The sequence below is a fragment of the Alkalibacterium sp. s-m-28 genome, assembly GCF_054658175.1.
In genome coordinates, this window is record NZ_BAAGIQ010000136.1 from 1 (window position 1) to 3,705 (window position 3,705).

Below are 3,705 nucleotides of genomic sequence, written 5' to 3' on the forward strand. Positions count from 1 at the left end.
AGTCTGAGGTTAAATTTCCACCGTCAAAATTAACTTTGATCATTTTGTTGAAATGAAGTGACTTTTCGATTACACTTTTCATTATGGAGTCCTCCTTGATTTGTGTTTGTTTCGTCACTTATACAATATCAAAGATTGGGCTCCTTTTCACTTAATTAGTGAAAGATCGATTGGCTATTTTTAATTGATTTGATACAGTTTCTTTAAGGTTTTTGATATGGCTGTGAATAATCCAGGTAAAAACTTCCTATTTTATATACTGCTATGATTCGTTGAGCTCGGTTGTCATAATTGTTCTCATAATAAAATTCTGTAATGTGTCTCAAAGTTTCATAAGCCTTTGTTCCCTCAAGATCTGAAAGAACTTCAATTAACGATATAATACCTGGATCTGCTATTATGGTTTTTCTATTTTGAGCAGAATATTAAGTATTAAATCAATTGTAGTAACTTCTGTTGTTAATTTCGGTTTTTTTGTCGAGGGAGTATCTTTTACTTAAGTAGTATTTGCAGTATTCTCATTATTTATTGTTTCTGAATCAGTGAATCGTGGTTCGGAAACATGTGTTTCAACTAAAGGTCTACTCGTTTTTTCTATTAGTTAGAGCCAATTTTGTCACCTACTTTCGGTTCAAACTCGATTAAATCCAATTTTCTCGAATAGTCTGTTGGTTCGTAACCTTTAAGGTATTTTGCATATGGATATAGTTGCTCGGGACATCACCCTAATTGTTAAATAGTGATATTCTTTCCTCTAATTCTGTAAATATACCAGCAAATAGCGCAAATACTTTCCTATCATGATGATCAATTGCAGTGATTCCGTATTCTGGATAATCGTAATCCTTTTCTAATTATTAACTATTGCATTAAATGTTAAATTTTCCCCAAACACTTTTTTGCTTGAGCAATTATGGATGCATGTAAATCTCTTTTAGAATGTAACAAAAAAGGAAGAAGTTTCAGCACTTCACCTCTGAAATCATCTCCTAGATCGTCTAGTAGTGTTTGAAGATATACATTTATGATATAGAGAGAGCTTTCGGAAGAGTAAGTCTTAGTCTTCTACGGAATAACAAAGTATTCTGCGCAAACCATTACATTATCAACCCTAATATTAGCACTCGACCCTACACCAATCCAAATATAATCATATAGCTCTTTTAATGGTTCCAATAATTTAGAGAAGTGAAACGTTCGTAGTTTGGCAATATTAGCTACAAGGGAGGAATTGTCGGCTTTTAAAGAATATAGTAATTCCAAAAACAACCCATATTTTACGATGTCAAAGCCACCTGCTATCATATGTGTAAATTTGGAGTCAACTCGACAATTTAGGGAATCTACAAAATCTCACTTAAGGTAAATTAAAACTTTGGATATAGCAGAGAATCAATTCCTCAGTAGTAAAGGGAGGACATCTAGATGTAAATGTAGTCTATCAGGTGTTTCAAAACTTCCAAGATTTAAGGCAAAGTCTATATTGGCACACACATCCTGCGTAAGACATTTGCCTTTCATTACTATAAGAAAACAAGAGAGGTGGTAACCCTCAAGGAAATGTTGGTCATGGCAGTGAATAAATTACCGAGTTTTGCATTGGGATCAATGAAGATTAAATTAGTGAGACATTGTTGAACTTTAGACTAGGTTTTTAAGTGAAAAGAGCTATCTGGACTAATCCTGATAGCTTAGCAAATACTTACGTACCCACAGTTTACACGTCGCATAGTATTTATCGTCTTTTCGTAAAAAAGAAATCAATTACAATGAGAATTATTATAATCAAACCAACCAGCAATTTTCCAATAATATAATTATAAACTTCAAATGCAGAAAATGCAGAAAAAAGAATACTGTAGGTAAATGGAAATCTTATATCTCTTTCATTCTTTTTTCTATATTTAATACCATAACACAGAAAAAAGATGGCTGCTCCTAAAAAAATTACTGACATATTCATGGTTAATATGGTCTGGTGGCAAACCACCATGCTCCAGTCTTGCCTCGAGTAGTCCATGTAGGACTAGTATAATTACCAATCTTGAAATTTGCTCTGAAATAATCGTTTTGGTATCTGTAGGCACGCTGCTTATAAGAACTTCCACCACTAGAGACCAAACCCTTAGTTCTATAGGTATCGTAAGACCAACTCCCATTGAGTATGTCTCCAGTAAGAGTTGAAGTCACGGAAAATCCAAAAGAAGTTAATGCAGTTTTTGCCCTACTTAATAAAACTGGAGCAGTTAAACCAATCCCACTAGCAACTGATACGACTGCAGTGATTATCAAAGCAGCATATATTGCTCCTCGAGACAAATCTCCAGTAAGTTTCTTAATAGTATTTTTAGTAGTATGATAATAAACTGGACTCCAATCAGAAGTGGACATTAGAGAAAAGTTGTCTACTTTACTATAATCAATAAAAGTTTCTGTCTCTATAATTTCACCGTAGTCAATACCATCAATAGATGTTTCACTAGTTATAGGATCGACTATTATTATTTTAGATTTTTTATTATTTTCATTGTAGTATGATATTACAACATTTGAATTTTCATCTAATACAGCAGATATCTCTTCTCCTGTTTCCACCTTTATATCACGTACCATCTCATCTAGAAAAGACTGATAATCAAAATCATCAAAATCGTGCGGTCTTATAATTTCATTATTTTGTAAGTTAGCAGTTGCTGATTTTTCTGGTATTGTAGCAGATTGAGCAGCTACTTTTAGTGGAATATGGGTAGCAATTAATGTCAAGCTAGCTAATATAATGATAGGCTTCTTTGTAAATTCAAACAATAAAGTTCACCTCTTCTTCATAAATGTTATAGCAATTATAAGATTTACATTTTATTAATTATCATATGACATGTTTAGTATATTCATTAATCGATTAATGTCAATGCTAATAATACTTTATTTTGTAGAACAGATACATAATTCAGGGGGATAATGGTGATTGTAGCTTTTTACAAATGAGGTTCTATGTCAAATAGTGCTGGTCATAGTGTCATGTAGGAAGAAAGCTACCCGATTTTCTTCTTTTTTAAGCTGTTTTTTCTCTATTTCTCATTTTTCTATTAAGGTCACTCGCTGAATGTAATGATTCTGTTTTTTTAGTTCAATCACATCATTGTTTCTCTTTGGTTAATTGAACTGGAAGGTATGCCAAATGATTTAGGTAACTAGAGTAAATACGAAGGTTCAAGAAGCTTTCTAAGGCTTAAATAAAAAGAATTCATTGATACCTGGAGAGAATATATCTCGATATGGAATTTAATTTGAATGTGGGGACTTGTAATTCATTGTTTGAATTGAACTTTAAGAATTAGTAAGCGCTATATCGGAATTAATGAGGACGAGATTAGTGAAACGTTATTGAATTTAAGGTTGGGATTTTGAACTTATTTAACTACTGTTATTTTTTAACCTGAGTTGTATTGCAAAACGTATCTCACGATATTTAATAGATAAGATAATTCGAGTGGGTTTTTGGAATTAAATAGTTTTAAGCAAATAAAGAAGAAGCCAACAAACAAAATGCGCTGACTTCTTTTTTATTTAATTTAAACGTAAGCGATGAATAGCTAGGTACCTTCGAGTCCTCGCGACCTCCTGTTAAACTTAAGATATCATAAGTACACAGGAGGTTTTTCAATTTGGAAAAGAATAAACAATCTATCATACCGGTGACCCTGC

The 3,705-nt window shown here is 32.5% G+C and carries 2 protein-coding genes and 2 pseudogenes; 2 read left to right on the forward strand and 2 right to left on the reverse strand.

Annotation, left to right across the window (positions count from 1 at the left end; all coding sequences use genetic code 11):
* Nucleotides 1-1,409: 1,409 nt before the first annotated feature.
* A pseudogene (locus ACYQ4S_RS11150) lies at nucleotides 1,410-1,619 on the forward strand (site-specific integrase); the annotation flags it as partial.
* Between the two features lie 346 nt (nucleotides 1,620-1,965).
* Here ACYQ4S_RS11150 and ACYQ4S_RS11155 read toward each other — a convergent pair.
* Nucleotides 1,966-2,805, reverse strand: coding sequence for a hypothetical protein (locus tag ACYQ4S_RS11155; protein ID WP_459771190.1), 840 nt, complete (start codon nucleotides 2,803-2,805; stop codon nucleotides 1,966-1,968).
* Nucleotides 2,806-3,330: 525 nt separating this feature from the next.
* Between ACYQ4S_RS11155 and ACYQ4S_RS11160 the strand changes: the two are divergent.
* Nucleotides 3,331-3,408 (forward strand): annotated as a pseudogene (locus ACYQ4S_RS11160) (tyrosine-type recombinase/integrase); the annotation flags it as partial.
* 106 nt (nucleotides 3,409-3,514) lie between these two features.
* On the opposite strand, the gene ACYQ4S_RS11165 reads toward ACYQ4S_RS11160, so the two are convergent.
* Nucleotides 3,515-3,705 (reverse strand): hypothetical protein (locus ACYQ4S_RS11165; RefSeq protein ID WP_459771192.1); only part of this gene is annotated, 191 nt, incomplete at its 5' end.